28 protein-coding genes are annotated in these 25,153 nt (G+C 71.1%); 13 read left to right on the top strand and 15 right to left on the bottom strand.

Annotated elements, in window-relative coordinates; translation table 11 throughout:
• Position 1 precedes the first annotated feature (1 nt).
• The 3 genes from AB0305_RS07865 to AB0305_RS07855 are packed head-to-tail and all read left to right on the top strand — an operon-like array spanning position 2 to position 1,638.
• Positions 2-436 (top strand): cupin domain-containing protein, encoded by a 435-nt coding sequence (locus AB0305_RS07865; protein WP_364136136.1) that lies wholly within the window; start codon positions 2-4, stop codon positions 434-436.
• A complete protein-coding gene (locus AB0305_RS07860) occupies positions 433-1,290 on the top strand; it encodes an aldo/keto reductase (RefSeq protein WP_364136133.1) in 858 nt (285 codons plus the stop codon). The genes AB0305_RS07865 and AB0305_RS07860 overlap by 4 nt, the downstream gene beginning before the upstream one ends.
• 12 nt (positions 1,291-1,302) lie before the next feature.
• Positions 1,303-1,638: a carboxymuconolactone decarboxylase family protein gene (locus AB0305_RS07855; RefSeq protein WP_364136130.1), complete on the top strand. Its 336-nt coding sequence runs from the start codon at positions 1,303-1,305 to the stop codon at positions 1,636-1,638.
• A 22-nt stretch (positions 1,639-1,660) separates the two neighbouring features.
• Here the strand turns inward: AB0305_RS07855 and ppsA are convergent, their stop codons facing one another.
• The 5 genes from ppsA to AB0305_RS07830 all read right to left on the bottom strand — a co-directional run bounded on the left by ppsA (position 1,661) and on the right by AB0305_RS07830 (position 10,216).
• Positions 1,661-4,060, bottom strand: coding sequence for a phosphoenolpyruvate synthase (gene ppsA / locus AB0305_RS07850; protein ID WP_364136127.1), 2,400 nt, complete (start codon positions 4,058-4,060; stop codon positions 1,661-1,663).
• Between the two features lie 62 nt (positions 4,061-4,122).
• Positions 4,123-6,780 carry a cation-transporting P-type ATPase gene (locus AB0305_RS07845; protein WP_364136124.1) on the bottom strand — a complete coding sequence of 886 codons (2,658 nt, stop codon included), beginning with the start codon at positions 6,778-6,780 and terminating at the stop codon, positions 4,123-4,125.
• A gap of 144 nt (positions 6,781-6,924) precedes the next feature.
• Positions 6,925-7,719, bottom strand: coding sequence for a glycosyltransferase family 2 protein (locus tag AB0305_RS07840; protein ID WP_364136121.1), 795 nt, complete (start codon positions 7,717-7,719; stop codon positions 6,925-6,927).
• Positions 7,716-9,131: a bifunctional PIG-L family deacetylase/class I SAM-dependent methyltransferase gene (locus AB0305_RS07835; RefSeq protein WP_366172328.1), complete on the bottom strand. Its 1,416-nt coding sequence runs from the start codon at positions 9,129-9,131 to the stop codon at positions 7,716-7,718. The genes AB0305_RS07840 and AB0305_RS07835 overlap by 4 nt, the downstream gene beginning before the upstream one ends.
• The gene (locus tag AB0305_RS07830) at positions 9,125-10,216 is read right to left on the bottom strand and encodes an acyl-CoA dehydrogenase family protein (RefSeq protein ID WP_364136115.1); all 1,092 of its coding nucleotides are present in this window, start codon (positions 10,214-10,216) and stop codon (positions 9,125-9,127) included. Before AB0305_RS07830 ends, AB0305_RS07835 begins: the two co-directional genes overlap by 7 nt.
• A 198-nt stretch (positions 10,217-10,414) precedes the next feature.
• Here AB0305_RS07830 and AB0305_RS07825 point away from each other — a divergent pair, with 198 nt between their 5' ends.
• Positions 10,415-11,857, top strand: a complete 1,443-nt coding sequence (locus tag AB0305_RS07825; protein ID WP_364136112.1) for a glycosyltransferase family 2 protein — start codon at positions 10,415-10,417, stop codon at positions 11,855-11,857.
• A complete protein-coding gene (locus AB0305_RS07820; protein WP_290256913.1) occupies positions 11,854-12,078 on the top strand; it encodes a hypothetical protein in 225 nt (74 codons plus the stop codon). The genes AB0305_RS07825 and AB0305_RS07820 overlap by 4 nt, the downstream gene beginning before the upstream one ends.
• An 8-nt stretch (positions 12,079-12,086) precedes the next feature.
• Here AB0305_RS07820 and AB0305_RS07815 read toward each other — a convergent pair whose 3' ends face one another.
• Positions 12,087-12,440 carry a thiamine-binding protein gene (locus tag AB0305_RS07815; RefSeq protein WP_364136109.1) on the bottom strand — a complete coding sequence of 118 codons (354 nt, stop codon included), beginning with the start codon at positions 12,438-12,440 and terminating at the stop codon, positions 12,087-12,089.
• Between the two features lie 84 nt (positions 12,441-12,524).
• Between AB0305_RS07815 and AB0305_RS07810 the strand changes: the two genes are divergently transcribed.
• The 3 genes from AB0305_RS07810 to AB0305_RS07800 are packed head-to-tail and all read left to right on the top strand — an operon-like array spanning position 12,525 to position 14,599.
• Positions 12,525-13,193: a helix-turn-helix domain-containing protein gene (locus tag AB0305_RS07810; RefSeq protein ID WP_364136106.1), complete on the top strand. Its 669-nt coding sequence runs from the start codon at positions 12,525-12,527 to the stop codon at positions 13,191-13,193.
• A 4-nt stretch (positions 13,194-13,197) separates the two neighbouring features.
• Positions 13,198-13,614: a DUF1232 domain-containing protein gene (locus tag AB0305_RS07805; protein WP_290256918.1), complete on the top strand. Its 417-nt coding sequence runs from the start codon at positions 13,198-13,200 to the stop codon at positions 13,612-13,614.
• A gap of 58 nt (positions 13,615-13,672) precedes the next feature.
• Positions 13,673-14,599 carry an NADP-dependent oxidoreductase gene (locus AB0305_RS07800; RefSeq protein WP_364136103.1) on the top strand — a complete coding sequence of 309 codons (927 nt, stop codon included), beginning with the start codon at positions 13,673-13,675 and terminating at the stop codon, positions 14,597-14,599.
• 62 nt (positions 14,600-14,661) lie between these two features.
• Here AB0305_RS07800 and AB0305_RS07795 read toward each other — a convergent pair whose 3' ends face one another.
• The 4 genes from AB0305_RS07795 to AB0305_RS07780 all read right to left on the bottom strand — a co-directional run bounded on the left by AB0305_RS07795 (position 14,662) and on the right by AB0305_RS07780 (position 16,652).
• Positions 14,662-15,057, bottom strand: coding sequence for a hypothetical protein (locus AB0305_RS07795; protein WP_364136100.1), 396 nt, complete (start codon positions 15,055-15,057; stop codon positions 14,662-14,664).
• 79 nt (positions 15,058-15,136) lie between these two features.
• Entirely contained in the window at positions 15,137-15,448 is a 312-nt protein-coding gene (locus tag AB0305_RS07790; protein ID WP_364136097.1) for an AzlD domain-containing protein, read from the bottom strand.
• On the bottom strand, positions 15,445-16,203 hold the full coding sequence (locus AB0305_RS07785; RefSeq protein ID WP_364136094.1) for an AzlC family ABC transporter permease: 759 nt from the start codon (positions 16,201-16,203) through the stop codon (positions 15,445-15,447). Before AB0305_RS07785 ends, AB0305_RS07790 begins: the two co-directional genes overlap by 4 nt.
• Positions 16,200-16,652 (bottom strand): hypothetical protein, encoded by a 453-nt coding sequence (locus tag AB0305_RS07780; protein ID WP_364136091.1) that lies wholly within the window; start codon positions 16,650-16,652, stop codon positions 16,200-16,202. Before AB0305_RS07780 ends, AB0305_RS07785 begins: the two co-directional genes overlap by 4 nt.
• A gap of 160 nt (positions 16,653-16,812) precedes the next feature.
• On the opposite strand from AB0305_RS07780, the gene AB0305_RS07775 reads away from it, so the two are divergent.
• Together AB0305_RS07775 and AB0305_RS07770 are read left to right on the top strand one after the other, a co-directional pair.
• Positions 16,813-17,724, top strand: coding sequence for an ABC transporter ATP-binding protein (locus AB0305_RS07775; protein WP_364136088.1), 912 nt, complete (start codon positions 16,813-16,815; stop codon positions 17,722-17,724).
• On the top strand, positions 17,717-19,309 hold the full coding sequence (locus AB0305_RS07770) for an ABC transporter permease (RefSeq protein WP_364136085.1): 1,593 nt from the start codon (positions 17,717-17,719) through the stop codon (positions 19,307-19,309). The genes AB0305_RS07775 and AB0305_RS07770 overlap by 8 nt, the downstream gene beginning before the upstream one ends.
• A gap of 37 nt (positions 19,310-19,346) precedes the next feature.
• Here AB0305_RS07770 and soxR read toward each other — a convergent pair whose 3' ends face one another.
• Positions 19,347-19,847 carry a redox-sensitive transcriptional activator SoxR gene (gene soxR / locus AB0305_RS07765; protein ID WP_364136083.1) on the bottom strand — a complete coding sequence of 167 codons (501 nt, stop codon included), beginning with the start codon at positions 19,845-19,847 and terminating at the stop codon, positions 19,347-19,349.
• Positions 19,848-19,939: 92 nt separating this feature from the next.
• On the opposite strand from soxR, the gene AB0305_RS07760 reads away from it, so the two are divergent.
• Complete coding sequence (locus tag AB0305_RS07760) at positions 19,940-20,086, top strand: hypothetical protein (protein WP_290256928.1); 147 nt, start codon at positions 19,940-19,942, stop codon at positions 20,084-20,086.
• A gap of 24 nt (positions 20,087-20,110) precedes the next feature.
• Here AB0305_RS07760 and AB0305_RS07755 read toward each other — a convergent pair whose 3' ends face one another.
• Entirely contained in the window at positions 20,111-20,998 is an 888-nt protein-coding gene (locus AB0305_RS07755) for a glycerophosphodiester phosphodiesterase family protein (protein ID WP_364136079.1), read from the bottom strand.
• A 154-nt stretch (positions 20,999-21,152) separates the two neighbouring features.
• On the opposite strand from AB0305_RS07755, the gene AB0305_RS07750 reads away from it, so the two are divergent.
• Both AB0305_RS07750 and AB0305_RS07745 read left to right on the top strand, forming a co-directional pair.
• A complete protein-coding gene (locus AB0305_RS07750; RefSeq protein ID WP_364136679.1) occupies positions 21,153-22,358 on the top strand; it encodes a DUF445 domain-containing protein in 1,206 nt (401 codons plus the stop codon).
• Positions 22,359-22,425: 67 nt separating this feature from the next.
• Positions 22,426-22,845: a hypothetical protein gene (locus AB0305_RS07745; RefSeq protein WP_290256930.1), complete on the top strand. Its 420-nt coding sequence runs from the start codon at positions 22,426-22,428 to the stop codon at positions 22,843-22,845.
• Positions 22,846-22,863: 18 nt separating this feature from the next.
• Here the strand turns inward: AB0305_RS07745 and AB0305_RS07740 are convergent, their stop codons facing one another.
• The 3 genes from AB0305_RS07740 to AB0305_RS07730 are packed head-to-tail and all read right to left on the bottom strand — an operon-like array spanning position 22,864 to position 24,989.
• The gene (locus tag AB0305_RS07740) at positions 22,864-23,415 is read right to left on the bottom strand and encodes a GNAT family N-acetyltransferase (protein ID WP_364136075.1); all 552 of its coding nucleotides are present in this window, start codon (positions 23,413-23,415) and stop codon (positions 22,864-22,866) included.
• Between the two features lie 7 nt (positions 23,416-23,422).
• Positions 23,423-24,172 (bottom strand): 5-oxoprolinase subunit PxpA, encoded by a 750-nt coding sequence (locus tag AB0305_RS07735; RefSeq protein WP_364136072.1) that lies wholly within the window; start codon positions 24,170-24,172, stop codon positions 23,423-23,425.
• Positions 24,156-24,989, bottom strand: a complete 834-nt coding sequence (locus AB0305_RS07730) for a hypothetical protein (RefSeq protein ID WP_364136677.1) — start codon at positions 24,987-24,989, stop codon at positions 24,156-24,158. The genes AB0305_RS07735 and AB0305_RS07730 overlap by 17 nt, the downstream gene beginning before the upstream one ends.
• Positions 24,990-25,153 lie beyond the last annotated feature (164 nt).

Genomic DNA, 25,153 nt, shown 5'->3' with positions numbered 1-25,153 from the left:
CATGCACGGCACCGAATTTAGCCAGATCTTCCCGCTGGGCCAGAAGAACGACGCGTATGCGCAGTACTTCACCGGCCAGAGTTATCTGGCGCCCCTCGCCTCGGGCCCGGTCCCCGTCAGCAACGTCTCTTTCGAGCCGGGATGCCGCAACAACTGGCACATCCACCACGGCACAGACGGTGGAGGCGACCAGGTCCTGCTCTGCACCGCGGGCAGCGGCTGGTACCAGGCCGACGGCGAGGACCCCGTCAGCCTGGAACCGGGAACGGTCATCCACGTGCCCGCCGGCACCAAACACTGGCACGGAGCGAAGGCGGACTCGTGGTTCTCCCACGTCGCTTTCATCACCCCGGGCAACGACGTCAGCAACGAATGGCTCGAGCCGGTGACCGACGAGGTGTACGGCGGACTGTCCCAGAACGGAGAAACAGCATGACCATAGTGAACGAAACTCTTACCCTCTCGAACGGCGTCGAGGTCCCCACCCTGGGGCTGGGCACGTGGTTCATCGACGATGACAAGGCCGCCGAGGCCGTGCGCCAGGCCATCGCGGTCGGATACCGCAACATCGACACCGCCCAGGCCTACGGAAACGAGCGCGGAGTCGGCGACGGCGTCCGCACCTCAGGGGTGGCACGGAACGAACTCTTCGTTTCCACCAAGCTCGCCGCCGAAATCAAGGACTACCCCGGCGCCGTCGCCGCCATCGACCGGTCCCTGGAGCAGCTGGGGCTTGAGTATGTCGACCTGATGCTGATCCACGCCCCGCAACCCTGGGACGACTTCCGTGGCGGCGACTACTCCGAGGGCAACCTCGCCGCCTGGCGCGCCCTGGAGGAAGCCCACCGGGCAGGGAAAATCCGCGCGATCGGAGTCTCCAACTTCCTGCAGGCCGATCTGGAGAACCTCCTCAACCACGGAACCGTTGCCCCGCACGTCAACCAGATCCTCGTGCACGCGGGAAACACCCCCACCGAGCTGATCGACTACTGCCAGTCGCGGGGCATCGCGGTGGAGGCCTACTCCCCGATCGCCCACGGCCAGGTCCTGAAGAACCGGGAGATCGCGGCGATCGCCGAGAAATACGGGGCGAGCGTGCCACAGCTGTGCATCCGCTACACGCTGCAACTGGGCGCCGTGTCGCTGCCCAAGACCGCTAACCCGGCCCACATGCGGTCAAACGCCGAACTCACCTTCACAATCTCGGACGAGGACATGGAAACCCTCCGCACCCTCGATGAAAAGAACTACGGCGAGCACGCCGCGTTCCCCGTTTACTCCGGAAAATAGAGGAGACCCACAATGCCTGAAAAAGTAACGGCCGGCCGGGACGTGCTCGGTGATTTCGCCCCGACGTTCGCCGCGCTCAACGACGACGTCCTCTTCGGTCAGGTCTGGGCCCGCGAAGAACAACTCTCCCCGCGGAGCCGCAGCATCGTCACCGTGACGGCCCTGATGGCCAGCGGGGTGCTGGACAGCTCGCTCCAGCATCACATCGGCCTCGCCAAGGCCAACGGCGTCACGGCCGACGAGATGGCCGAGGTGCTGACCCACGCGGCCTTCTACGCCGGATGGCCCAAAGCCTGGGCAGCGTTCCGCATCGCGACGGAGACCTATGGGGTCGACCTCCCGCGGTAGGCCTGTCCAGGCCTAACGCTCCCTACCCACCCGCGGGCCGCCGCTCCGCCTCGGCGATCAGCGGGACGGTCCTGAGATAGCTGTCCGGGTTCAGTGAGATGGAATCGATCCCCTCCCCCACCAGGAACTGTGCGAACTCCGGGTGGTTGCTGGGGCCCTGGCCGCAGATGCCGATCTTGATTCCGGCCGTGTGGGCCTGGCGGATCGCCTCGCTGATCATCGCCATCACGGCCTCGTCCCGCTCGTCGAAGAGCGCTGCCAGCCGCGCCGAGTCCCGGTCCACGCCGAGGACCAGCTGGGTCAGGTCGTTGGAGCCGATGGAGAACCCGTCGAAGCGGGCGGCGAACTGGGCGGCGAGCACCACATTCGACGGGATCTCGCACATCATGTAGACCTGCAGGCCGTTCTCCCCCCGGACCAGGCCGTTCTCCGACATCACCGCCAGCACCTTGTCCGCCTCCTGCGGGGTGCGACAGAACGGCACCATGACGATCACGTTGCCGAAGCCCAGCCGCTCCCGGACCCGTTTCAGCGCCCGGCATTCGAGGGCGAACCCCTCGCGGTAGCGCTCGTCGTAGTAGCGTGAGGCGCCGCGGAAGCCCAGCATCGGGTTCTCCTCGGCCTCCTCGAAGGCCGCCCCGCCCACCAGGTGCGCGTATTCGTTGGTTTTGAAGTCGCTCAGCCGGACGATCACCGGCCGGGGGTGGTACGGCGCGGCGATCTTGGCGATCCCCAGGGCCAGGGTGTCCACGAAGTAGTCCCGGGGGTCCGCATACCCGCGCGTGAGCTCGCGGATCTGCGCGGCCTCGCCGGGGTCCGTGACCCGTTCCGGGTGGACCAGCGCCATCGGGTGGACCCGGATCAGGGAGCTGATGATGAACTCCATCCGGGCCAGGCCCACGCCGTCCGCGGGCAGCCGCCACCACTGGAACGCGGCGGCGGGGCTGGCAATGTTGACCATCACCCTGGTGCGGGTCGCCGGCAGCTCGCCAAGGTCCACCTCCTCGGTCTCGAACGCCAGGCTGCCGGCGTAGACACGCCCCTGGTCGCCTTCGGCGCAGGACAGCGTGACGGCCAGACCCTCCGTGAGCACCGCCGTCGCGTTCCCGGTACCGACGACGGCGGGCACGCCCAGTTCCCGGCTCACGATGGCGGCGTGGCTGGTGGGTCCGCCATGGTCGGTGACGATCCCGGCGGCGCGCTTCATAATCGGCACCCAGTCAGGGTCCGTCATCTCGGTGACCAGGATGGCGCCGTCGCGGAAGCCCTCGATGTCCGCGGCGCTTCGGATCACGCAGGCGGTCCCCTGCGCGATTGAGTCGCCGATCGCGGCGCCGGCGACCAGGACCGGGCCGGTTTCCAGCAGGTGGTGCAGGGTGAAACGGGGCCCCGTCTTCTGCGACTGGACGGTTTCGGGCCGGGCCTGGACCATGAACAGTTCGCCGGTTTCCCCGTCCCGGGCCCATTCCATGTCCATCGGCCGGCCGTAGTGCTCCTCGACGGTCACGGCCCAGCGTCCCAGCGTGAGGATCTCCTCGTCCGTCAGGACAAAGGCGCGGCGTTCCGCCTCGGACGTGTCCACGGTGCGGGTGCGGGCGTGGCCGCCCCGGCTGTAGACCATCTTGCGTTCCTTGGCGCCGAGGGTCTTCTCGATGATCGGGCGGATGCCGGCGGCCGCGGACGCCTCCCCCAGCAGCGGCTTGAAGACCAGGTACTTGTCCGGGTTGATGCTGCCCTGCACCACCGTTTCCCCGAGGCCCCAGGCGGCGCTGATCACGGCTGCGCGGGGGAAGCCGGAGTCCGTGTCGATCGAGAACATCACCCCGGAGGCGCCGATGTCCGAGCGCACCATCCGCTGCACGCCGATGGAGAGGGCGACGTCGAGGTGGTCGAAGCCTTTCACCTCGCGGTAGCTGATGGCCCGGTCCGTGAACAGGGAGGCGTAGCAGCGGCGGCAGGCGTCCAGCAGTTCCCGCTCCCCGGCGACATTGAGGAAGGTCTCCTGCTGGCCGGCGAAGCTGGCGTCCGGCAGGTCCTCCGCCGTGGCGCTGGAGCGGACCGCCACGGAGAGCCGGTCCGTCCCGGAGCGGCGGCCCAGCTCCCGGTAATGGTCGCGCAGCGCCTCGGCCAGGTCCGGCGGGAATTCACCGCCGAGGAAGAGTTCGCGGATGGCCTCTCCGGTCTCGCGCAGCGTGGCCGTCCCGGCGCGGAAGGCGTCCAGGCGTTCCCGCATCCCGGATTCGATGCCGTTGGCGTCGATGAAAAGCCGGTAGGCCTCCGCCGTGGTGGCGAAGCCGTCCGGCACCCGCACGCCGCGGGTCTTCAGCGCCCCGATCAGCTCACCCAGGGACGCGTTCTTGCCTCCCACCCGGGGCACATCGGCCATGCCGATCTCCTCAAACCACAACACGTGTCCGGGCATGCGGTCGCTCCTCGGTGGTAGTCCGTCGATGCTCCGATCCTGCTGTGGGCGGCCCCGCGGGGTCAGAGTCTTTGGGCCCCCCGGACGCCGGCCCGGCGGTGCCGGAACTCGCGGTGCCGGAACGCCTTGTACGCCCAGTCCGCCAGTAGTACCGCGGGGATGGCGGCGAGCGCGACGGCCAGGCCGCCCGGTGTCGGCGGCGCCTGGCCCAGCAGATCTGCCACCGGGCCCAGAAAGAGGAAAACGGTGAGCAGCCCCAGCTCCGCGAGCACCGCCCACAGCAGCAGCCGGTTGCTGGCCCAGCCCAGCCGCCACGGCGGGACGGTGGCGCTGCGGCAGGCGAAGGCGTTGGCCAACTGACCGAGCACCACGGTGGTGAAGGCGGCACCTGAGGCGGCCATCAACGCGTCCGACGGCGGCAGCACGGCCCCCGGCGTCCAGGGGCTCCACCCGGCGCCGAGGAGCACCGCGGTGTACGCGGCCATCTCCAGAACCGCTTCCACCGGGCCGAGCAGTCCGAACACCCGGACCATCAGCGCCCGGTCCATCAGGTGCCGCCGCTCCGGTGGCCGCTTCAGGGCGCCCTTGCTGGGGGCCTCACTTCCCAGGGCCAGGGCGGGCAGCAGGTCGGTGCCGATGTCCAGGGCCAGGATCTGCAGGACACTCAGCGCCAAGGGGAACCGGCCGCCGGACAGCGCCCAGAAGACGAACGGCGTCAGCTCCGCGACGTTGTCCGTCAGGTGGTAGGTCAGGAAGCGGCGGATGTTGGCGTAGGTGGCGCGGCCCTGTTCGACGGCGGCGATGATGGTGGCGAAGTCGTCGTCGAGGAGCACCAGGTCCGCGGCCTCGCGGGCGACGTCGGTGCCGCTGAGTCCCATCGCGACGCCGATGTCCGCCTGCTGCAGGGCGGGCCCGTCGTTGACGCCGTCGCCGGTCATGGCCAGGACGTGGCCGCGGCGCTGCAGCAGCCGGGCGACGCGGAGCTTCTGCTCGGGTGAGACGCGGCTGACCACGACGCCGTCGCGGTCCAGGAGCGCGGCGAGCACCTCGTCATCCTCCGGGAGGGTGTGGCCCTCCAGCACCAGTTCCGGGGAGCCGATCAGCCCGGTCTCCCGCGCGATGGCGGCGGCGGTGAAGGCGTGGTCGCCGGTGACCATGGCCACCTTGATGCCGGCCTCGCGGGCGGCCTGCAGGGACACGCGGACCTCCGCCCGGGGCGGGTCGTGCAGGCCGATCAGGCCCAGCAGCTCCAGGTCCTGCTCCAGCTCATCGGCGGTGGCGCCGTCGGGGGCGGGGCGGGGCAGCCGCCGCTCGGCCACGGCGAGGACCCGCAGTCCGCGGGAGGCCATCCGGTCCACCAGTTCCCGGGATGCGCCGTTGCCGCCGCGGCAGACGGGCAGGACGGACTCGGGCGCGCCCTTGACGTAGAGGGTGGTCCCGGCGAGCGCGGACTCGCGCAGCCGGCGGGGGTCGAAGGCGAAGCGCCGGTCCGGCGTCGGCGTTGCACCGATGCCCGCGCCGCCGCCGCCGTCCGTTTCTTCGGCCGTCAGGGCGATCCCACCGCCCGTCAGCCGGGTGGCGAGCGCGTCGATGGCCGCCTCCATCGGGTCCCCCTCGGCGATCCACCGGCCCTCGTGAAGGACGGCCCGGCCGACGGAGGCCGCCCGCGCGGCGGTGCCGAGACGCCGCGCGGCCCGGAGCGCCTCGCCGGCGGGGGCGGCTCCGCCGGCGCTGATGTGGGCCTCGGGTTCGTAGCCCTGGCCGGCGACGTCCAAGGTCCCGGCGGGGGTCCAGACCTCCACGGCGTTCATCCGGTTCTGGGTGAGGGTGCCGGTCTTGTCGGTGCAGATGAAGGTGGTGGAGCCGAGTGTCTCGACGGCCTGCAGGTTCCGGACCAGGGCGTTGCGGCCGGCCATCCGCTGCGCCCCGATGGCCAGGGAGAGGGTGACCGTGGGCAGGAGGCCCTCGGGGACCAGTGCCACGGCGACGCCGATCGCGAAGAGGAAGGCATCCCGCCAGGAGATCCCCACCAGCAGGGACAGCAGGAAGAACAGCGCCCCGATCCCCAGCGCCACGGTGGCCACGATCCGGACAATGCGCTGCAGCTCCCGGGCCAGCGGGCTCGGCGGCGGTTCGACGCGGCCGGTCAGGGAGGCGATCTCGGCCAGCCGGGTGGTGGCCCCGGTGCCCTCCACCAGCCCCTCGGCGGAGCCGACCACCAGGAACGTGCCGCCGTAAAGCACCTCCCCGGCGGCGCGGGGCACCGGTTCGCTTTCACCGGTGAGCATGGACTCATCCACCGAGCAGCCCGCGGCCAGGATGAGGCGCAGGTCCGCGGGGACACGGTCGCCGGCCAGCAGCACGACGGCGTCGCCGGGGACCAGTTCCGTGGTGTGCACCTTGACCACCCGGCCGTCCCGCCGCACCGAGACCATGGCCGGCAGCAGCTCGCGAAGTTTCGCCGCGGCATGCTGGGCCCGTTCCTGCTGGATGTAGGCGAAGACGCCGTTGACCAAAATCACCACCACGATCGCGATGGCCAGCTGCGGCATCCCGGCGATGAAGGCCAGGACGGCCGCCGCCCACAGCATGACGGCAAAGAAGTGCGTCAGTTCTGCCAGCAGCCGCCGCCACCCCGGCACGGCCCGGGCCTCCGGCAGCCGGTTGGGGCCGGTGCGCTCCAACCGCCGGGCCGCCTCCGCCGAGGTCAAGCCCGTCATCGGCAGCACCGTGATCCGGCTCCGCCCCGGCGTGTCATGGATTCGACGATCCGCCCGCTCCCGCCCAGTGGGTTAGGGCCGAAAGTCCCCGGCGCGCGGCTGTTCCGGAGGGGGCTGGAGGCCCCGGCTGCGACGCCGGCCGCCCTAGCTGCCGGTGGCCGCCGGCGGCGCTTGCCGGCCCAGGGAGCGCAGGTACGCCGCGAAGCCCTGCGGTGCCCGCGCCTGCGTCCGCCCGGAGGTGAGCACCCGGACGCTGTCGGTGGCCAGGACGGTGAACGCCAGGCTGCGCAGGCCCTGGACCAGGGTGCGGTCCTCGTGCGACTGCTGCTTGGGGAAGCCGCCGGCGGCGAGGTAGGCGGAGGCCCGGACGCCGAAGTTGGCCCCGTAGATGTGTGGGTGGTTCTCCTCGAACGGGTGCCGCTCCAGCCAGCGGCGCAGCAGGTCCGGGTCCATGCCCACCGGGTCAGGTTCCACCGACCCCAGGACGGCGTCCGCCCCGGCGTCGGCGAATTCCAGTTGCCGGACCAGCCAGTGCGGCGGGACCCGGGAGTCGGCGTCGGTATTCGCCAGCCAGGTCTTTCCGCGCCAGGGCACGGGGGTGGAGCGCTGGCCCGGATGCCGGCGCGGACGGCCCAGCACGGCGGTGCGGATGCCCGCCGCCCGGCTGGCCCCGGCGCTGCGGAGCCCGACGGGGAGGACCTGGAAGCGCGGGTCGGCGTCAACGTAGCGTCCGGCGATCTCCGCGGACCCGTCGGTACAGGAGTCCAGCACCACCATTACCAGGACAACCACCTCCGGGCGGGCGCCGGCCAGCTGGTCCGCGGCGGCCTGCACGGCGGACAGCGCGCGGTCCAGGTGCTGGTCCTCGTTGTGGACGGGAAGGACGACGGCGACCGTGTCGATCGCGGGGCGCCGCCGGGCGGTCATGGCGACGGTCATGGATGCCGCTCCGGCGCCCGGAGGATTTCCAGCACGAAGTCGCGTTCCCGGTAGAGCCCGGCCCCGGCCCAGCGGAGCCGGTCGCGGGCCGTGGCGTGGACCGTGTCACCGTCCAGGACCCAGCCCTCCAGCGGGTGCCGCCAGTGGCAGAGGACCAGGGTACCGCCGGGCAGCAGCGAGGCTTCGACCCGCCGGAACAGCTCGTCAAGTTCGTCCGGGGAGAGGTAGTAGCCCACCTCGGAGACGACGATCAGGTCGAACCCGCCGTCGGGCCAGCCGTGCGGGACGGTGAGGTGACGGGTCTGCGCGGCGGGCAGGTGCTCCAGACGTTCGGCGGCGCGGGCCAGGGCGGTGCTGCTGGCGTCGACGGCGAGGAAGGTTCCGCAGCGTTCGGCCAGTTCAACGCTCAGCGTCCCGATCGAGCAGCCGATTTCCAGCCCGGCCTCGTAGTTCTGCTCCGGCAGCGCGGCAAGGGTCAGGGCGCGTTTGCGCTGTTCATACCAGGTGCCGGTGTAGCCCCAGGGGTCCTCGTCGCGGCCGTGGACCGCGTCGAAGAGCCGTTCGGCGTCGGCGGCGGCGTAGCCGGCGGCCGCGTCAGCGACGCCCTTGTCCCCGGCGGCGGCATCCCCGGCGGCGGGCGGGCGGGGCTGGTGCCAGGCGAAGGTTTCCCAGTGCCGCTCGAAGTGGGCCAGGAAGCCCGCCGGCAGCAGCACCTCGTCCCCGGGCTGCTCCGAGAGCGGGGCCACCTGGGAGGTGTGGGCGGCCATCGCCCGGGCCTTGGCCTGCTGGTCCTCCGGCCGCAGCGGGAACCGTTGCCAGTCCTGCCAGGCCGCGTCCTCCGGGGCGGCCCAGAGCCAGTACCAGATGGGAAATTCCAGCAGGCCGTAGCCGTGCCCGGCGGCTGTTTCCGCGGCGGCCAGGCCCAGGGTGTCGTGGTCGGTGTGGCCGTCGTGCCGGTAGGGCGCCACGAGCACAATCCGCTCGGCAGGCTTCCCGGTGTCCGCGGCCGCCTCCCGGATGGCCGCCGCGATCTCTGCCCGGTGCTCGGCGAGCCGGCCGTCGGGCAGTCCCAGGTAGCGGCGCCGGGGTCCGCCCAGCAGGTGTCCCAGGGCGCCGTCGAATTCGCGGAGCCGCACCTCGGCCAGCCGTTCGGGCGTCACTGTGGGCGAATCCGGGTGGGAGGCCTCGCCGGCGGTGCAGAGCAGCACCCGCACGTCCGCGCCCAGGGCGTGCAGCCGGGCCATGAGGCCGCCGGCGCCAAGGGTTTCGTCGTCGGGGTGGGCGGCCAGCACCAGGAACGCGGTGGCGGCGAGCTCGCCGTCGTTCAGCGGCAGCTCGGGCAGCGCCGCGGCGCCGGATCGGGCCCAGGCGCTTTCAGGGGTGCCGGCGTCCTGGTGCGTGAAGCTCACCATGGCTCGTCACCCTCGAAGCCCTTGAAGACCAACGAGCCCAGCTGCGCGTCGTCGCGCATGGCGTGGTGCTGCCGGATGTACAGCGCGAGGTCCGCCATGCGCTTGCCGTAGGCGGCGTCGAAGACCAGCGGTCCGGGCCCCAGGTTCTGGCTGACCAGGGCCTGGATGCGTTCGACGGCGCTGGCGACGGCTCCGCGGACGCGCAGCGCCTCGGGCCAGGCGCCGCTTCCGGAGAGGTCACCGGCGTCGATCCGGTCCGCGGTGCGGGCCAGGTAGGCGGTGAGCCCGGCGAGGGTGCGGTCGATCTCGCCCAGGTGCACGAGGGCCACTTGGTCGGGGGCCCGGCCGCGGTCCTCTGCGGCTTTCAGGGCGTCCCGGTAGCTGCGGGCCACGGCCACGGCGCCGCCCAGCCAGCAGGCCGCCACGCCGATGCCGCCCCAGGCGAAGCCGGGGCGGCGGTAGTACCAGCCCCCGCCGAGCGGGGTGGCGGGGACGGCGTCGAAGTTCACGGTGCCGCTGGGAACTTCCCGCAGCCCCAGGCTGGTCCAGCCGGGGTCGGCGACGCTCACGCCGTCAGCGTGGAGGTCGACGGCGAACGCGGCGCGGCCGCCGCCAGGCAGGTGCGCGGTCAGCACGGCCCGGTCCAGCTGCCCGGCCAGCGAGCACCAGGGCTTGGCGCCGGTCAGCAGAGTCCGGCCGCCCTCTTCAGCGGCGGTGAGGCTGAGGCCGGGTGCCTCCGCGGCGAAGACACCCCAGGTGCCCTCGAGGTCCGTGGAGGCGCCGGCCTCCCCCGCGTCCCTGGCCTGCTGCAGGATCGCGGCCGCGTCCAGGTGCGGTTCCAGGATGCGCCCGGCCGCGACGTCGACGGCGGTGACGGACGCGAGCAGTTCCCAGAGGAACGCGGTGCGGCCGGCGCCGGGCGCCGGCGCCCATGATCCGGCGTCCGCGGTGAGGGACAGCAGGGCGGGAACGTCCCCGACGGCGGCCGCGACGTCGGCCAGGAACGGATCCAGCCGGGCGAGCGCGTCCGGTCCGGAGCTGATCCGCACGGCCTTGGGCGGGCGGGGGTCCTGGGTCGCGTTCATGGGTCCTTTACGGTTCGTGGCTGGCTCCGGGGGAGCCGGCCAGCGCCGCTGCGCCTTCCCCCGATTGAATCTCAGCTTACTTACCATCGGCGGGGATGGCGCCATCTGCATGACCGGGCTCCCGCGTCCCGGTACCGTAGTCGCAAATCCCCCCATGTGACAGGTGCTGCTGGTGGGGCCACTGGTACTATCGTGCGCATGCGTGCGGGAAGGCTGAACCGAGCTGTTGGGATTGTCATCGCTGTCATTGCCGGAGGAGCAGCGGCGCTCCTGTGGTTTGCCGTGGCCGCCGGCGGCCCGGCGCTCAGTGAATCCCCCGCCCAGGGACTGGTGTTTGGTTTTTGGAGCATCCTCTACAACACCGACGCCCCGGCCCCCCGCGTGCTTCTGGCGGCCATGGCGATGGCCCTCCTCCTGGCGGCCGGCGTTGCGACCGTTGACCGGAGGATCGTCAACCGCTCCCGGCGGTCGCTGGACCCCCTCACCGGTCCGCTCGCTCCCCGGGTGGTGATGGCCGCAACCCGCGGTGAGTTCGCCGGCCCGGTCACGGTGACGGTCCTGATCCCCGCCCACAACGAGGAAGCTTCCGTGGGGCAGACCATCGCCTCCCTGCTGCAGCAGTCGAGGTCACCGGACCGGGTGATCGTCGTCGCGGACAACTGCACTGACCGGACCGTCGAGCGGGCCCGGGCTGCCGGTGTGGAGGTCATCGAATCGGTCGGCAACACGCACAAGAAGGCCGGCGCGCTGAACCAGGTCCTGGCCGGCCTGCTCCCGGGGCTCGGGGACAACGACGTGGTCATGATCATGGACGCCGACACCGTGCTCGATGACGGCTTTCTTGCGGCCGCCGTGGATCGTTTTACCGCGGACAGGGCCCTGATGGCGGTCGGCGGGCTCTTCTATGGAGAGGAGGGCCACGGTCTGATCGGACAGTTCCAGCGCAACGAATATTTGCGCTACGGGCGCGAAATCAGCCGCCGCCGCGGACGCGTCTTCGTGCTCACCGGAACCGCCTCGCTTTTCCGGTCCCGGGCGCTGCGCACCGTGGCAGCCAGCCGCGGCGTCACGATCCCGGGCACCCCGGGGGACGTCTACGACACTGCCGCACTGACCGAGGACAATGAATTAACCATCGCGCTGAAGTCCTTGGGCGGGCTGATGATTTCCCCCTCCCAGTGCACTGTCGTCACCGAATTAATGCCCGGTTGGCGGACCCTGTGGGCCCAGCGGCTCCGCTGGCAACGCGGTGCGCTGGAAAATATCGGAGCCTACGGCGTCACCCCGCCAACCATGCGGTACTGGGCCCAGCAACTGGGAATCGGGTACGGCGTGATCGCCCTGGGTTCCTACCTGCTCCTGATCTTCCTGATGGTGTTCGCCCTCGATGCCTGGATCTGGTTCCCCTTCTGGCTCGGGTTAGGCCTGCTGTTCATGGCAGAGCGGGTTCTCACCGTGTGGTCCGGCGGGTGGCGGGCACGGCTTCTGGCCGCAACCCTCTTCCCCGAACTGTTCTTCGATATGTTCCTCAACATCGTCTACCTCAAGGGCGTGGCGGACATCGCCCTGGGCAGGACGGCGACGTGGAAGCACCTCACCCCGGCGCCGGCACGGGCCTCCGAAGAAGCGGAGCAGGCATGAGTCCCTCGTTCCCGTCCGCCGTCCCCGCGGGACTGCTGTTTCCGGAATCGCTCCTTCATACCGACTGGTTCGCCGTTCTCGCCACCTTCGTCGCCATCAACACCGTGATGTACGCGGCCCTGGCCTTGGCGAAAGTCCTCCCGAAGGTCCACCCCACGGAGTGGATCCGTACCCGGAATGAGCGCGCCGAGAGTCGCAGCATCTACCCTGACGCAGACTAGGGCGGGGCCTACTCGCCCAGGGCCCGCTCCAGCCGGTCCAGCTTGCCGGTCAGTTCGCCGGTGTAGCCGGGGCGGATGTCCGCCTTGATCACCAGGGACACGCGGCTGCCGTAGCGGCCCACCGCCTCGGTGGCGCGCTTGACGACGTCGAACACCTCGTCCCATTCGCCCTCGATGGTGGTGAACATGGCGTCGGTGTGGTTCGGGAGGCCGGACTCGCGGACGATCCGCACCGCGGCGGCGACGGCGTCGTGCACCGACGCGTCGTCCGCGCCGGGAGCCGTCTCGGGGGCGGCAGCGGAACCGGAGGTGGGGGCGAATGGGGGACGGCCGGACGGGGCAACAGAAAAGGCAAGCAGCATGGCTCCAGTGTGCCCTCCGCGTCATAAATATGTGAACCCGCGGGTAACCGGTTCGCGCCGCCCCGGCGTTGCTACCCTGAGCAAATGAACCGGGCAGTAGACCGCAGGCCGCTCCGCGCGGACGCTGCACGCAACGTCAATAAGATCATTGCCGCGGCCCGCCAGTGCTTCCGTGAGCACGGGCCGGAGGTACCGCTGCAGACCATCGCCGTGACCGCCGGCGTGGGCCCCGCCACCCTGTTCCGGAACTTCGCGGACAAGGAGGAACTGGTCCTCGCCGCGTTGCACCAGCAGCTGAAACTGCGCGTGAACCCGGTGATCGACGATGCCCTGGCCGGGACCGATGCCGCCGAGGGCCTGTTCCGCATCGTGGAAGCACTGATGGCGGTGGCCAGCGATGAGGCCAATCTCCTCGGAGCTGTGGCCGGACGCCGCGGGGTGCTGACCGGGATCACCGGGGACCTGATCGAGTCGGTCGCAATCCTGCTGGGACGGGGCCAGGGGCAGGGCACCCTGCGCAGCGACATCTCCATGGCGGACATGATCCGGCTGCTGGCCATGCTGATCGGCGTGGTGGACACCATGGAGGCCGGCTCGGACGCCTGGCGCCGCCCGGTGGCCCTGCTCGAGGACGCCATCCGGGCCGAGCGGCCGGACCGCCCGCTGCCGCCCCAGACCCTGGTGCCCGGGACCCAGTACGGCACGGCGTTCGGCGTGGGGTTCGGGTCGCCCTCGGGGGCAACGTACCGTTGAGACCATGAGCTGGGAAACCCTCGCCGGCGTGATCGGCGGACTGATGCTGGTCTACGCCGCGCTGCTGGTCCTGCTGTGGAATTACGCGCGCCGGCACCCCGAAACCGTGACCATGAGGGACGCTCTCCGGCTGCTGCCGGATCTGCTCCGGCTGGTGAAACGGCTGATCGCGGACGGCACCGTCGCCGTGGGGGTGCGGGTCCGGCTGGTGTTGTTGCTGCTGTACCTGCTCTCCCCGATCGACCTGGTGCCGGACTTCCTGCCCGTGATCGGCTACGCGGACGACGTCGTGATCGTCGCCCTGGCGCTGCGTTCCGTGATCAAGCGGGCGGGCCCCGACGCCGTGCGTCGGCACTGGCCCGGCACGCCCGAAGGCCTGGGGCTCATCCTGAAGCTCGCCGGTATGGGTGCCGCCCACTGAGACCGCTTTCACCCCGGCGGTGCGGAATAGCGGCCCGGATGCGTCCGTTGACGCCTGCATGAAAGCAATCACGTACAGCGAATACGGCACCCCCGACGTCCTCGAACTGACCGACCAGCCCATGCCCAAGGTGGGCCCCGGCATGGTCCTGGTCAAGGTCAAGGCAGCCTCCGTGAACCCGGTTGACTGGAAGATCGTCTCCGGCGGACTCGACGGCATGATGGACCTGCAGTTCCCCGCGATTCCCGGCTGGGACGTCGCCGGCGTGGTGGAATCCGTGGGCATTGACGCCCCGCAGTACCAGCCCGGCGACGAGGTCATCGCCTATGGCCGCAAGGACTACGTCCACGGCGGCAGCTTCGCCGAGTACATCGCGCTCCCGGAGCGGGTCCTCGCCCGCAAGCCGGCCACCCTGGACTGGAACGAGTCCGCCGGCCTGCCGCTGGCCGGCCTGACCGCCTACCAGGTCTTGACCCGGCTCGGCACGGGCGAAGGCAAGACCGTCCTGATCCACGGCGGAGCCGGCGGCGTCGGCTCCCTGGGCATCCAGATCGCCAAGTCCCTCGGCGCCTCCGTGATCGCCACCGCCTCGGAGAAGAACCACGACTTCCTCCGCTCCCTCGGCGCGGAACCCGTCACCTACGGTGAGGGCCTTGCCGACCGCGTCCGCGCACTCCGCCCGGAAGGCGTCGACATCGTGGCCGACTTCGTCGGCGGTGTCCTCGACGCCACCCTGGCCGTCCTGGCCGAGGGCGGCAAGCACGCCTCGATCGCGGACGCCGAGGTCGAACAGCACGGCGGAACCTGGATGTGGGTGAACCCGGTGGGCGCCCAGCTTCAGGAACTCGCGGATCTGGTGGACAGCCGCGGCCTGCGCGTGGAGGTCGCCAAGACCTACCCGCTGGAGCGCACCGCGGACGCCTTCCGGGACAACATGGAAGGCCACACCCGGGGCAAGATCGTCGTCACGGTCGACGGCGAGTAACAGCGTTTCCGCCCGGACGGGCGGGTGACCTGAGGGCAGGTGCCGTCTTCCGGTGCCTGCCCTCAGCCGTGCCCGGGCTCCCCGCCCGGACCGCCGGTGTCGTGGTGGGTGTCGTCACGCTGCCCGCCGGAGTGGCTTGCGTCGTCATGGTGCTGCTCCCCGTCGTGGTGGGCCGGCTTGTGCTTGGCCTCCTCGAGGTGCTGCTGGAGCTTCTCCTCGGCCTCGCGGCGGCGCCGCGCCAGTTCCTGCAGGTCGCGGGTGGACACTGCTCCGGTGGGGATCCCGCCGGCGGCGCGGGACGCGGCCGCCCGGTCGTGGCCCTTCGCCGGCTGTGCCGGTTCCGTTTGCGCCCCTTCCGGGGTGGAATGCTCCGGATCGGCGCCTTCCGGGGTGGAATGCTCCGGATCGGCGCCTTCCGGGTCGCGGGCAGCGACATTGTCAGGCTCGTTGGTGGTCATCACTGGATGCTGTCACCGGCGGCCGGGCACCGGCTAGGGGCTAAAGGCCGGGCACGCGTGCGCGCACCAGTAGGCGCCGCTACCCCCAGCCGAGCAGCCGCAACCCGGCCGCCGCACCGGCGCCGGCCAGCACCACCACCAGGAACGGCGCCCTGAGCAGCAGGGCCAGTGCGGCCGCGGCCAGCGCGCCCACCCTTGCGTCGAGGGCCAGCGCCTGCCCGGAGGCCACCGCGTTGACCACCGTCAGGGAGGCGAGCAGCCCGATGGTCATTACCCCGGCCACGCGGGAAATTCGGGGGTTCTTCAGCCAGGCGGCGGGCACCAGGTAGCCCAGCAGTTTCCACGCATAGGCAAGCACGCAGGTGAGCAGCAGCCATAGCCAGAGCGTCATGCGCCCTCCCCCGCGGCCGCCCCGGCGCCGTGCCCGCGCCCGTGTTCACGCCCGGGGTAGGGGTCGACGTCGGGCTCCAGGCCCTCGTCACGCGGGCCGGAACTGAACCAGCCGAACACGGCGGCCACCAGCGCGGCCACCAGGATGGGCACCCCGGCGGGAACCATCGGGACGGCCAGCACCGTGGCAAGCGCGCAGACGAAGGCGATCGCCACGGGTTCGCGGCCCTTCAGCCGCGGCCAGAGCAGCCCCAGGAAGGCGGCCACCGCGGCGCCGTCGAGCCCCCACTGCTTGGGGTCCCCCAGCGCGCTGCCGGCGAGCGCGCCCACGGCGGTGAAGATGTTCCACAGCACGAACACCCCCACGCCGGCGGTCCAAAACCCCCGGCGCTGCTCGTCCGGATCCGTCTGACCGGTGCTGGTGGCCGTGGATTCGTCGATGGTGACCTGCGCCGCGGCGAAGCGCCGCCAGCCCTTGGGCTGCAGCAAGGCGTTCAACTGCATGCCGTAAATCCCGTTGCGCATGCCCAGCAGGGTGGCCGCGCCCATGGCGGCCAGTCCCGAGCCGCCGCCGGCCACCACGCCGATGAAGGCGAACTGCGAGCCGCCGCTAAACAGCAGCAGGCTCAGCGCCATGGTCTGCCAGAAGTCCAGCCCGGAGGCGACGGAAAGGGCGCCGAAGGAGATGCCGTAGAGCCCGGTGGCGACGCTGATGGACAGCCCGATCCGGACCGCCGGGGTGAGGGCGGTCCTCACCGGTGTGTCTGCCGGGGCGCCCTCGCCAGGCTCCAGGACCAGGCGATCAGCGGCGCCTGCAGCGGTAGCCGGATGCCGTGGATTTTGCGGGCGCGCGGGGACCCCTCCGGTCCGAAGGCCGTTCGGAGCGCGTCAACGTGGGCGGTCAGGAACGCGGTGAACAGGGCGGTGACGCAGCCGGCGCTGATTCGGCGGGTCCGGGGCAGAAGGAGGCCTGCGGCCGCGGCGCCCTCGAGCAGTCCCGTGGCGGCAACCCATTCGTCCCGGGAGAGGACCGCCAGCGGGCCGTTGCGGTGCTCGCCGGAGTCGTCCCGGCAGAGGTAAGACGGGACCAGCGGGGCGAAGAAGCCGGGATCCCGGAAGTGCTTTGCGGCGCTGGCCAGCAACAGTCCGCTCAGGGCGGTGGCGGACAGGGTTCGGGTTGCCCCGGGGGACCAGCGAAAAGGCATGCATCCATGCAACCACAACCGCGGCGGCGCCAACGAAAACGGGTCCCGCCGACTGCGTCGCGCCCGCGCCAGAGCATGGCCACGGCACGGGAGCCGGACACGCGAAACGGGACCTTCCGCAGGGGATCCGGGAGCTTCCTCCGGGAGTACCGTGGTTGCTATGGGCAACGTCGTGGAAATGGCGGGTGTGGTCAAGCGTTTTGGAACCGTGACGGCGCTGGACGGTCTGGACTTCACCGTGGCCGCCGGGGAGGTGCACGGGTTCCTGGGGCCGAACGGCTCGGGCAAGTCGACCACGCTGCGGCTCCTGCTGGGGCTGCTGCGGTCCGACGCCGGAACGGCGCGGGTGCTGGGCCTGGACCCGTGGAAGGACGTGGCGTCCCTGCACCGACGGCTGGCCTACGTCCCCGGTGACGTCTCGCTGTGGCCGAACCTCACCGGCGGCGAGGTGATCGAGCTGCTGGGCCGGCTGCAGGGCGGCCAGGACCGGGCGGAGCGGGACCGGCTCCTGCAATTATTCGAGCTGGACCCCACCAAGAAGACCCGCGCCTACTCCAAGGGCAACCGGCAGAAGGTGGCGCTGGTGGCGGCCCTGGCCACGGACGCCGAGCTGTTTTTGCTGGACGAGCCCACCAGCGGCCTGGATCCGCTGATGGAGGAGGCGTTCCGCGGTTGCGTCCGTGCGCTCCGGGACCAGGGCCGGACGGTGCTGTTGAGCAGCCACATCCTGAGCGAGGCGGAGGCGCTCTCGGACCGGGTCAGCATCATCCGCGCCGGCCGGGTGGTGGAGACCGGTCCGCTGGAGAAGCTCCGGCACCTGACCCGGACGGCCGTCACCGCCGACGTCGCGGCCGTCCCGCCGGGACTGGACCGCCTGCCCGGGGTCCACGACGTCACCGTGGTCAACCACCGGGTCAGCGCGCAGGTGGATCCGCCCGGACTGGCACCCTTCCTGCAGGCCCTGACCGCCGCGGGCCTGAAGTCCCTGACCAGCCAGCCGCCGACGCTGGAGGACCTGTTCCTGCGCCATTACGGTGCGGGGACCTTCGGCCGGGGGTCCGGCGATGCCTGAGACCCTGGCGGGGACCGGCACGCTGCTGCGGCTGGGATTGCGGCGGGACCGCTGGCTGCTGCCCGGCTGGGTACTGGGCTTCGCCGTCGTCGCCTATTCCACGGCCCGGGCCGGCGCCGAGCTCTACCCGGACGTGCGCAGCCGCGTCGAGGCGGCGGACGCGCTCAACGCCACCGCCTCGATGGTGGCGATGTTCGGCCGGATCTACGACCCGGCGTCCCTCGGCGCGCTCTCCCTCATCAAGTACACGGCTTTCATGACGGCCATCCTGGCGGTCCTGATGGCCGTGCTGGTCATCCGCCACACGCGGGCCGACGAGGAGAGCGGACGGCTGGAATTGCTCGGGGGCGGACGGCTGGGCCGTGACGCCCCGCTGGCCGCCGCGCTCATCATTGCCCTCACAGGCAGCCTGGGCGTGGGGTTGCTGACCGCCGCGGGGCTGGCCGCAGGCGGGCTGCCCGCTGAGGGGTCGCTGGCGTTCGGGCTGGGCTGGGCCGCCACCGGGCTCGCGTTCAGCGCCGTGGCCGGGGTTGCCGCCCAGCTGACGGCCGGCGCCCGGGCCGCCAACGGATTCAGCGTGGGCGTGATCGCGGTGACCTACGGACTGCGCGCGGTGGGCGACCTGGCCGAACCCGGACCCTCGTTCCTGTCGTGGCTCTCCCCCATCGGCTGGAACCAGCAAATCCGGGCCTTCGCCGGTGATCACTGGTGGGTCCTGGTGCTGCCGGTCCTGCTCAGTGCCGTCCTCATTCCGGCGGCCTTCGCGTTGCGGGCCCGGCGGGACCTGGGCGCCGGGTTGCGGGCCGAACGCCCCGGGCCGGCCGTGGGGTCAGTGTCCGGGGTGTGGACGCTGGCCGTGCGGCTGCAGTACAAGGTGTGGCTGGCGTGGGCGATCGCGTTCGTGGTGTTCGGGGTGGTGGTGGGATCGCTGATCGGGAACGTCGCGGAGATGCTGAGTTCGGCCAACGCCCAGGACCTGATCCGGCTGTTGGGCGGGGCGGCCGCGCTGCGCGACGCCTTCCTTGCCGCGGAGATCAGCATCATGGGCCTGCTGGCGGCGGCGTATGCGGTCTCCGCGGCGAACCATCTGCGGGCCGAGGAGTCCGCGGGCCATGCGGAGGCGTTGCTGGCGACGACGGCGACTCGGGCCCGCTGGGCGTCCAGCCACTTCGGCTTCGCTCTGGCCGGGTCCGCCGTGCTGATGGTGCTGGCCGGGGTCTCGATCGGCATCGGGGCGGCGCTGACGGTGCAGGACCCGGCGCTGGTGGGCCGGTCCACGGTGGCGGCCCTGGCCCAGATCCCGGCCGCCTGGGTGCTGGCCGGGCTGGCGCTGGCGGTGTTCGGCTGGCTGCCGCGGCTGGCCGCCGGGGTGTGGGTGCTGCTGCTGGCATTCGTGGCCTTGGGCGAGTTCGGTGTGCTCTGGAACGCCCCGGGCTGGCTGATGGATGCCTCCCCGTTCCGGCATTCGCCGCTGCTGCCGGTGACCGCCGACGCCGTGCCCGCAATGGCGTGGCTGACCGCCGTCGCCGTGGCCCTGGCGGTGCTGGGGTACGCGGGCTGGCGGCGGCGGGACTTGGCGGCGTAGCCGATGCCGAAGCTCGCCTGGGGTTGCGGGCCAGGCCTTAGTTCTGTCCAGGTCCTCTGTCTGCACCAGCGTCGGCCCCGGCCGCACGGCGGGCGCGCCGGGCCCAGCGGGAACCGGCCCCCTCGGCGGCGGCCTCGTCGCCCGGGTTGATCAGGGAACAGCGGCCCAACGACAGGCAGCCGCAGCCGATGCAACTGTCCAGGGACTCCCCCAGAACCTCCAGTTCGCGGATCCGCTCCGCCACCAGCCCCGCCCAGTCCCGGCTGATGGCGGTCCAGTCCGCCTGGTTCGGGGCCCGGTCCGCGGGCAGGCCGTCGAGGGCGGCTTTGATCTGCTCCAGGCTCAGCCCCACCCGCTGGCCGGCCGCCACCACGGCCAGACGGCGCAGGGTGGTCCGCCTGTAGCGGCGCTGGTTGCCGCTGGTGCGTTGGGACTGCACCAGGCCGCGGTCCTCATAGTAGCGCAGGGCCGGCACGGTGATCCCGGCGCGGGACGCGACCTCACCGACGGAGAGCAGGGAATCAGGGGCGGAAGGCACCCGTGCAGTCTGGCACGCGCCCGGCTTGACCTCAAGTTCACTTGAGGTTGTTCACTGGAGCTGACAGAACCGCTACGAACGAAAGCAGCACCATGAGGACCTCCCGCAAGACCGCACGCCAGGCCACCGTCACCCCCGAGGGGGACCAGGCCCTCCCGGGAAAAACCCTGCGCCAGCGCCGGCCGTGGGAGAACCGCTCGGTGGACGCCGCCCTGTCCTCTCTGTCCCAGTTCCGCTAGGGGCGGTGGAACGGGGACCGGCCGCTACAGGCTGACGGAGATCCGCTCCAGGACCTCGGCCGGGCGGTTGGTGGTGATCTCCTGGATCCCAACCTCCCGGCAGAGGTCCACATCCTCGGGGGCATCAACGGTCCATACCCGGAAACGGCGGCCGGACTCGAGCCAGCGGCGGACCGTGTCCGGGAATTCGCGGACGTAGTCGATGCCGGGCCCGGCCAGGCCCACGGCGCCCTGGTCCAGCAGTTCCTCGCCCTCGAGCTGGGCGGCCTTCATGACGTTGGCCATCGCGTTGCCGGTGATGGAGCCGACGCTGAACCTCTCCCGCACTTCGTCGACGTCGACGTCGTCCACCAGTTGGCAGATGGCCTCGGCGGGGACGGTCTGCAGCAGGTGCCGGACGGAATCCGGGTTGAAGCTCATGAATGAGACGCGGATGTTCTCCAGCATGCCGGTGGCCGGGTCCCAGCCCTCGGCGGTGAGGACCTCCAGCACCCGGTCCTCGAGCTTGAGCTGGTAGGGGCTGGGGTGCTTGAACTCGATGGCCAGCCCGATCTCGCGGCCGGCGGTGCGCAGGATGTCGAGCAGTTCGGGCAGGGTCAGAAACTGCTCGGACTTCGCCCCATACGCCTCGGGGATCCGGGCGCCCTTCCAGGAGCTGAAGTCGAGCTCGCGGAGTTCGTCCAGGGTGCGTTCGGCCACCGGGCCCGTGCCGTTGGAGGTGCGGTCCAGGGTAGCGTCGTGCAGCAGCACGGCGTGCTGGTCGCGGGTCAGGTGGACGTCGCACTCGACGCCGTCGGCGCCGTCGGCGATCGCCTGCAGGTAGGCGGCGCGGGTGTGCTCCGCGAAGGCCCCGCTGGCTCCCCGGTGGGCGTAGACGAGCGGGCGGGCGGCAGCGGACTCCTCAATGGTCATGCGAACACGTTAGCGGACCCGGGGTCCGGGGCCCGGCTAGGCTGGGCACATGCAGGTGAACTCTGAGCGACCATCCCGTGCGGGCGCCATAACGGCGGGCGCGAACCACCGGCTCTCCCCTGCCGATGCCGCGAAGGCAGCCGCGCTGCGGAAGATGAAAATGCTGGCGGGCTCGCTCCTGATCGGGATGGCGGTGGTGTTCGTCGTCGCGTTCGCCCTGCAGAAGCAATACCCGGCGCTGGAGTACGTCCGAGCCGCGGCGGAGGGCGGCATGGTGGGTGCGCTGGCGGACTGGTTCGCCGTGACCGCGCTGTTCAAGTACCCGCTGGGCCTGAAGATCCCGCACACCGCCATCATTCCCCGGCGCAAGGACCAGATCGGGGCGTCGCTGGGCGAGTTCGTGGAGACCAACTTCCTCTCCGAACAGGTGGTCAAGGAGAAACTGGCCAGCGTCGACGTCGCCCGCAAGGTGGGCGGCTGGCTCTCCGGCCCCGGCGGCGCCGAGCGGGTGGCGAAGGAGGGCGCCGCGGTGATCCGGGGCGCGTTCACGGTGTTGAACGACGACGACGTCCAGGCCGTCATCGAGGGCATGGTGCGCCGGCATCTGCTGACCCCGCCGTGGGGGCCGCCGGTGGGCCGTCTCGCGGAGCGCATCTTCGAGGACGGGCACCACCACGCGCTGGTGGACCTCTTGGTGGATCGCACGGTGGACTGGGTCCGGGACAACCACGAGACCGTCAACCGGGTGGTCACGGACCGCTCCCCCACCTGGGTGCCCAGTTTCGTGGACGGCCTGGTGGGCGACAAGGTGTATGTGGAGATCCTGAAGTTCACCCGCGCGGTGCAGGCCGACCCGCAGCACCAGGTCCGGCGCTCCATCGACACTTACTTGAAGTCGCTGGCGCATGACCTGCAGCACGACCCGGTGATGATTGCCCGGGCCGAGGGCGTCAAGGCCCAGGTCCTGGGCGACCCGGAGGTCCGCGAGCTCGCCTCCCGCACCTGGGGCACGGTGAAGGCGGCGCTGCTGACCGCCGTCGACGATCCGCACAGCGAGCTGACCATCCGGTTCAAGGCGGCCGTCCACGACTTCGGCACCCGCCTCACGGTGGACCCCGAACTCGCCGGGAAGGTCAACGCCTGGGTGGGCGACGCCGCCGGGTACCTGGTGAACAACTACCGTTCCGACATTGCCGGCGTCATCACGGACACCGTGGCGCGCTGGGACGCGGAGGAAACCTCGGAGAAGATCGAGCTCCAGGTCGGCAAGGACCTGCAGTTCATCCGCATCAACGGCACCGTGGTGGGGGCGCTGGCCGGGCTGGCGATCTTTACGGTGGCGAGTTTGGTGTTTGGGTAGGAACGGGGCCGAACGGGCGCACGGGACCCTCACCAGGCGGGGCAGTCGGCCCGTTTAGACTGCTTCTGTGAAGCGAACGTCCGACGCCGGTTCCGAGGGAACACCTTCCGGCCTGCACCGCAACAACGATCCCAACCAGCGGCCCAGCAATAGAAGCCTCCGGTTCTGGGCGGCATTCTGGACGGTTTTTTGGGGCCTTCTGGTCGGCGTCGGGGCTGCGGTTGCGTACGTGTTCCTCACCGACCGCCACCCAGTCGGCATTCTGTCGATTCTGTTTTTCCTGCTCGGATGCGGCCTCGGAGTGGGCCTGTATCTGCCCGCCCACTTCAGCAGCGCCCGTACGAAACGCGAGATGTTTGTCCGTGTCGGCGGCGATCCCACGGGAATCACGCCCTGGATGTTCGGCGCAATGGGAGGCAGCATCACTGAAGACGGCGAGTGGGAGTGGTACACCCCCTCGGGGTCAAGCGGAGAATCCGCTGTTTAGATCCCGCGGGCCGGCTTCTTAATCGTCTTCGCAGCTGCCAAGCGAGTGCTGAGCTCGGGGTGCAGCGGAACGCTCCATGCAGATGAGCCGGGGTCTGACTTCCCAGGACGGGACGGGGACGAATCCGCGCCTCCGGTAGAGCCGGATGGCGTCCTCCCGCCAGTCCCACACCGTGAGCCGGACGGGATCGTGCCCGGCCCCGTCGGCGAACTCCAGCGCGGCGTCGAGTAATGCCGCACCGACCCCCAGGCCGCGGGCTGCCGGATTAACCCAGATCCGTTTGATCTCCCAGGCCGTTCCGGCGCGGTGAACCGTGATGACGCCTGCCGGTCCGGTCCCCGCGTCCGCCAGGAGGACCTCCGCGCCGGCATAGGCTCCCGCCGGGTCATCCACCTCACGGCGGTACCGCTCCGGAAGTACCCCGGAAAACGGCGCTCCGCCGAGCTGGGCTGCCTTTTCCCGCTCGGTCTGCAACAGGTAGGCGGCCACCAGCCCGCCAACAGCGGCGGCATCGGCACAGGTCAGGTCGGCGGTCCGGACCGGGGTCGTGCCCGAGGCGACACAGTCCACGGCGTACTTATGCGAAGGATTCCAGCTCGACGCCGGCCTGCTCCAGCGCGGAGCGGACGGCGGCGGCCACAGCCACCGAGCCGGGGGTGTCGCCGTGCAGGCAGAGTGAGTGCGGCGTGCGTTTCACTACGGTCCCGTCGATCGCTTCGACCTCGCCCTTGAGCGCCAGCCGCACCGCCCGCCGGACGATCTCGTCCGGATCCTCGATGAAGGCGTCGTTCTCCAGATGCGGTACCAGGGTGCCGTCCGGACGGTAGGCGCGGTCGGCGAAGGCCTCGTGGAAGACCGGGCTGCCGGCCTCGGCGGCGAGCCGCAGCAGGGCGGACCCCTCCAGCCCCAGGACCGGCAGGCCCGGATCGTAGGCCTGGACGGCGGCGACGACGGCGGAGGCCTGCTCCTCGTCGTGGACCGTGCGGTCGTACAGCGCGCCGTGGACCTTGACGTAGTCCACGGAGGCACCCACGGCGTGCGCGACGCCGTCGAGCGCCCCGAGCTGGAACAGCACCGAGCCGAACAGGTCATCGAAGCTGATGTCCATGGCGCGCAGGCCGAAGCCGCCCAGGTCCGGGTAACCCAGGTGGGCGCCGACGCGGACGTCGAGTTCGTAGGCCGCGCGGCAGGTGTCCAGCATGGTCACCGGGTCACCGGCGTGCTGCCCGCAGGCGACGCTGGCGCTGGTGACCAGGGGGAACATCGCGGCGTCATCGCCCATGGTCCAGGAGCCGAACGACTCCCCGAGGTCAGCGTTCAGATCCACCGTGCGCCCCTTTCAGCCCGGTTCCGGCGTCGCCCGTGTTGAGGTCGCCCGTGTTCAGGTCCGCAGAGTGCAGGTCGCCGGGAATGGTGATCGGCATGGGGCCGAAGGCCTCCTTGGCGTTCTCGATCACGGCGCGGCCCATCATGCGGTTGCCGACGCCACCCACCACGGCGCCGACGCCGAACGGCAGCGCCCGCCCGAGGAATGCGGTGCCCTGCCGCTTGAGCAGGTTACGCAGGAAGGCCCGCTGGATCTGCTCGCGGACCGAACCGAAGCCGGCCAGCGGGGCGCGCCGGGCGAACAGGGAACCCCACGCCTGGGTGGGGCCCTTGCCTTGGCCCGCGGCCTGGCCGCTGAGGGAGCTGAGCAGCGTGGTGCCCTCCTCGCCGAGCATGATCGCCATGACCAGGGTGCTGGCGCGCTCCGGGTCCTCCAGCCGCACGCCGTGCAGCTCGGCCAGGGACGTGGCGAACAGGGCGGTGGCCTCCAGGAAGCCGGCGGTCGCGGCGGCGGAGAGCCCCAGCGCGGCCACGGTTCCGACGCCGGGGACGACGGCCGAGCCGCCCACCAGGGCACCTCCCCCGGTGACGGCCATGAGGTAGTTGCGTTCCAGGATCGCGGCGAGCTGCGCGGCACTGGCGTTCGGGTGCTTCTTCTGCAGCCGCCGCAGGTTCGCCAGGACCAGCGGCCGCTGGATCTCCACGGCCCGCAGGAGCACGTTGTGCACGCCGGGTTTGGGCTTGCCCTCGGCGTCGAACATCGCGCTGTGGGCGGCTTGCTGGGCAATCTTCATCGCCGGGTTGCTGCGCTTGGCCATCATCGCCTCTCATAAACCATAAGGGTGCTGAACGTCGTCCTAGGTTAAAGACTAGGCCACGCCCGCATCGGGCACGGCGACGGCCGCGGACGGAGGCACTTGCCCCGTCCGCGGCCGTGAGTGGCCGGTCGCGCCGAAGCTTTTCGCACGGCGGCCGGCGGCGC

It is taken from the genome of Arthrobacter sp. NPDC080086 (genome assembly GCF_040702285.1).
This window is presented reverse-complemented; position numbering and strand designations above follow the sequence as displayed.

Bases quoted from the DNA above. Each gene is read 5' to 3' on its own strand.
- AB0305_RS07865 (WP_364136136.1), top strand. From the start codon at position 2: ATGCACGGCACCGAATTTAGCCAGATCTTCCCGCTGGGCCAGAAGAAC.
- AB0305_RS07860 (WP_364136133.1), top strand. From the start codon at position 433: ATGACCATAGTGAACGAAACTCTTACCCTCTCGAACGGCGTCGAGGTC.
- AB0305_RS07855 (WP_364136130.1), top strand. From the start codon at position 1,303: ATGCCTGAAAAAGTAACGGCCGGCCGGGACGTGCTCGGTGATTTCGCC.
- ppsA (WP_364136127.1), bottom strand. From the start codon at position 4,060: ATGCCCGGACACGTGTTGTGGTTTGAGGAGATCGGCATGGCCGATGTG.
- AB0305_RS07845 (WP_364136124.1), bottom strand. From the start codon at position 6,780: ATGACGGGCTTGACCTCGGCGGAGGCGGCCCGGCGGTTGGAGCGCACC.
- AB0305_RS07840 (WP_364136121.1), bottom strand. From the start codon at position 7,719: ATGACCGTCGCCATGACCGCCCGGCGGCGCCCCGCGATCGACACGGTC.
- AB0305_RS07835 (WP_366172328.1), bottom strand. From the start codon at position 9,131: ATGGTGAGCTTCACGCACCAGGACGCCGGCACCCCTGAAAGCGCCTGG.
- AB0305_RS07830 (WP_364136115.1), bottom strand. From the start codon at position 10,216: ATGAACGCGACCCAGGACCCCCGCCCGCCCAAGGCCGTGCGGATCAGC.
- AB0305_RS07825 (WP_364136112.1), top strand. From the start codon at position 10,415: ATGCGTGCGGGAAGGCTGAACCGAGCTGTTGGGATTGTCATCGCTGTC.
- AB0305_RS07820 (WP_290256913.1), top strand. From the start codon at position 11,854: ATGAGTCCCTCGTTCCCGTCCGCCGTCCCCGCGGGACTGCTGTTTCCG.
- AB0305_RS07815 (WP_364136109.1), bottom strand. From the start codon at position 12,440: ATGCTGCTTGCCTTTTCTGTTGCCCCGTCCGGCCGTCCCCCATTCGCC.
- AB0305_RS07810 (WP_364136106.1), top strand. From the start codon at position 12,525: ATGAACCGGGCAGTAGACCGCAGGCCGCTCCGCGCGGACGCTGCACGC.
- AB0305_RS07805 (WP_290256918.1), top strand. From the start codon at position 13,198: ATGAGCTGGGAAACCCTCGCCGGCGTGATCGGCGGACTGATGCTGGTC.
- AB0305_RS07800 (WP_364136103.1), top strand. From the start codon at position 13,673: ATGAAAGCAATCACGTACAGCGAATACGGCACCCCCGACGTCCTCGAA.
- AB0305_RS07795 (WP_364136100.1), bottom strand. From the start codon at position 15,057: ATGACCACCAACGAGCCTGACAATGTCGCTGCCCGCGACCCGGAAGGC.
- AB0305_RS07790 (WP_364136097.1), bottom strand. From the start codon at position 15,448: ATGACGCTCTGGCTATGGCTGCTGCTCACCTGCGTGCTTGCCTATGCG.
- AB0305_RS07780 (WP_364136091.1), bottom strand. From the start codon at position 16,652: ATGCCTTTTCGCTGGTCCCCCGGGGCAACCCGAACCCTGTCCGCCACC.
- AB0305_RS07775 (WP_364136088.1), top strand. From the start codon at position 16,813: ATGGGCAACGTCGTGGAAATGGCGGGTGTGGTCAAGCGTTTTGGAACC.
- AB0305_RS07770 (WP_364136085.1), top strand. From the start codon at position 17,717: ATGCCTGAGACCCTGGCGGGGACCGGCACGCTGCTGCGGCTGGGATTG.
- AB0305_RS07760 (WP_290256928.1), top strand. From the start codon at position 19,940: ATGAGGACCTCCCGCAAGACCGCACGCCAGGCCACCGTCACCCCCGAG.
- AB0305_RS07755 (WP_364136079.1), bottom strand. From the start codon at position 20,998: ATGACCATTGAGGAGTCCGCTGCCGCCCGCCCGCTCGTCTACGCCCAC.
- AB0305_RS07750 (WP_364136679.1), top strand. From the start codon at position 21,153: ATGAAAATGCTGGCGGGCTCGCTCCTGATCGGGATGGCGGTGGTGTTC.
- AB0305_RS07730 (WP_364136677.1), bottom strand. From the start codon at position 24,989: ATGGCCAAGCGCAGCAACCCGGCGATGAAGATTGCCCAGCAAGCCGCC.